The 2773-nt window shown below is 69.1% G+C and carries 3 protein-coding genes; 1 reads left to right on the top strand and 2 read right to left on the bottom strand.

Annotated features, from left to right (window positions below; translation table 11 throughout):
* The coding region (locus EOB49_RS32065) for an ATP-binding cassette domain-containing protein (RefSeq protein ID WP_164781882.1) at nucleotides 1–332 on the top strand (332 nt) is incomplete at its 5' end.
* A 7-nt stretch (nucleotides 333–339) separates the two neighbouring features.
* On the opposite strand, the gene arsK is transcribed toward EOB49_RS32065, so the two are convergent.
* Nucleotides 340–1578, bottom strand: a complete 1239-nt coding sequence (arsK, locus tag EOB49_RS32070) for an arsenite efflux MFS transporter ArsK (RefSeq protein WP_127383331.1) — start codon at nucleotides 1576–1578, stop codon at nucleotides 340–342.
* Nucleotides 1571–2773: NAD(P)-binding domain-containing protein (locus EOB49_RS32075; RefSeq protein ID WP_245472935.1), on the bottom strand; the 1203-nt coding region annotated here is incomplete at its 5' end. The genes EOB49_RS32075 and arsK, both read right to left, overlap by 8 nt.

Raw genomic sequence — 2773 nt, forward strand, 5'->3', positions numbered from 1 at the left:
ATCCCGCACAGCTCTCCGGCGGCCAGCAGCAGCGCGTGGCGATCGCGCGTTGCCTTGGCATGCGACCCAAGATCATGCTGTTCGACGAGCCGACCTCGGCCCTCGATCCCGAGATGATTTCCGAAGTGCTCGACGTCATGGTGGCGGTCGCCGAGGAAGGCATGACCATGATGGTGGTGACACACGAGATGGGCTTCGCCCGCAAGGTCGCCCAGCGCGTGGTGTTCATGGACGCCGGCGCCATCGTCGAAAGCGGCACGCCGGACGAGTTCTTCTCGCACCCCAAGACCGACCGCAGCCGCGCTTTTCTGAGCAAGATTCTCAGACATTGAGGCGCGGTCAGGCCGCCTCTTCCGGATTGCCGCCAATGGCGAACGCAACCCGGCCGCGGCGCCTCAGCAACACGATGGCGAGGAAGGCGATGACGCCGCTCGCGGCGACGACCACCAGCACCCACAGGGAATTGGCGACGGACGCCCGCGCCATCATGAAGGCAAGCGCAAACGGCGCGAAGGCAGAGGTGAACTGACGGGCAGCACTTGCCCATCCGAGCCGCGCACCATAGCCCTCGCGGCCGAAGAGTTCGAGCGGCAAGGTGCCGCCGACGATGCTGGTGAGGCCGGAACCGAGGCCGAACAGCAACACGAACACGAAGGCGCCGGGCAGCCACGGCGTCGTCAGGAGCAGCGCGCACAGCCCGGCTGTGAGCAGCGACGCGGCAATGACGGCAAGGTGCGTTTGCTGCAGGCGGCCGCCAAACAGCATGTTGATCAGCCGGCTGGCGACCTGCGCCGGTCCGAACAGGGTCGAGACGAAGAGGCCTGCGGTTCCGAGCCCCAGCGCCGCCGTCAGCGGCACCATGTGGATGAGGATCGCCGACAGCACGAAGCCCTCGGTGGCGAACCCCGCCAGCATGAGCAGGAATGCGGCCCGGGCGCGCCGCGGATCGAGCGGCGCGCCCGCTTCCGGGGCCGGCCCGCGCTCTTGGCTCGCGGCCGTGGCGTGGCGGCGCGACAGGCGCATCAGCCAGGCGTGGATCGGCAGGCAGAGCCCGAGATTGAGGGCCGCGAACAAAAGATAGACCTCGCGCCATGTGAGATGCGCATGCAGCGCCGAGGTCAGCGGCCAGAACAGGGTCGAGGCGAACCCGGCGATGAGCGTCAGGTGGGTGATGCTGCGTTGCGGCCGGGGAACCCCGATCTGCACGATCGCCACGAAGGCGGCGCTGTAGAGGACGAAGCTGGAGGCCAGCTCCATTGCCAGCAATGCCAGGACGAAGGTCACGCGGCCGGGCGCGACGGCGCACAGCGCCAGCGCCACGGCTGCCGCGACCGAGCCGACGGTCATGATGCGCCCGGCGCCGAAACGGTCGGCCCACCGCCCGGCCGTCGGCGCGAACAGGCTGCCGGCAAATAGCGAGGCCGACAGCGCGCCGAACACCCAGCCCTCCGTCAGGCCGAACTCCCTGGCCATTGCCGGCGCCAGTATCGAGAAGCTGTAGAAGAGCGTGCCGTAGCCGACGATCTGGGTCAGCCCGAGCGCCCAGATCGCCTTGCGCAGGACGGACCCGTCAGGCATCGACGCCGGCCGCCATCGTCTCTCTCGCCTCGGTGCTGGCCGCGGTTCCGCAGCCGCAGCCCGACGCGCCCTTTGCCTTGGCATGCGCATCCTCGACACAGCAGGCATCGACATTGGCGGGGGCAGGCCCGCCGCAGCAGCCGGCGCTTTCCGATGCCGTCACAACGCCGACGGCGCTGCACACGCCGGTTTCCGGCAGCACCAGCCGCACCTCGCGGGCCGCGACATGGTCTCCGGCAATATCGGCGACCACCGAGCGGACCTGCTCGTAGCCGGTCGCCATCAGGAAGGTCGGGGCGCGGCCGTAGGATTTCGAGCCAACGATGGTGAAGCCGGGTTCTGGGTGGGCGAGTTCCCGTATGCCATGAGCGGGAACCGTGCCGCAGGAGTGGAAATTCGGATCAATCAGCGGCGCCAGCGCCGGCGGCGCTTCGACGGCGGGATCGAGCGCGATGCGGATTTCGCTCAGGAACGACAAATCAGGCCGGAAGCCGGTGGCGACGACGATGCGGTCGACGGCCAGGCTGAACGGCTTGCCGGCCAGGCTGGCATCGATGACGAGCCCCTCGCCTTGCGTCTCGATACGGTTGACGGCGAAAGGCGCCAGCATGTTCAGCCTGCCGTCCGTCATCGCCTGCCTGGCGGCCAGCCCAAGCGCGCCACGTTCCGGCAACTGGTCGTTCAGTCCGCCGCCGAGCAGCCTGTCGACGCTGGCGTGGCGCAGCGCCCAGAAGATCTCGGTGCCCGGTGCCGCGTCCTGCAGCTCCATCAGCGCCAGGGCGACGTTGATGGCCGAGTGCCCGCCGCCGATGACCAGGACGCGCTTGCCCGCATAGTCTTCTCTCGCCTTGCCGACCACGTCGGGAATGCCATAGGCGATGCGCGCCGACGCCGCGCCTTCGCCGGGAACCGGCAGCCCGTCGATGCCGATCGGGTTTGGCCGCCACCATGTTCCGGACGCGTCGATGACGGCGCGCGCCAGAACACGGTGCTCGCCGCCGGCATCGCGATAGCGGATGACGAAGGGCGCGTCCTTGCGGCCATCATTGGCGACCTTGTCGTGTCCCTGACGGGTGATCGCGGTGACCTCGGCGCCGAGCTTCAGATTGGCGGCGATCGCGGGAAGCCGGCCAAGCGGCGCCAGATAATCGCGCACGATCTCGCCGCCGGTCGGCAGGCCCTGGCTGTCCGGCGC

Source organism: Mesorhizobium sp. M7A.F.Ca.MR.148.00.0.0, from assembly GCF_003997735.1.
GTDB lineage: Bacteria > Pseudomonadota > Alphaproteobacteria > Rhizobiales > Rhizobiaceae > Mesorhizobium.

Coding starts and splice junctions, on each gene's coding strand:
- arsK (WP_127383331.1), bottom strand. CDS start 1,578: ATGCCTGACGGGTCCGTCCTGCGCAAGGCGATCTGGGCGCTCGGGCTG.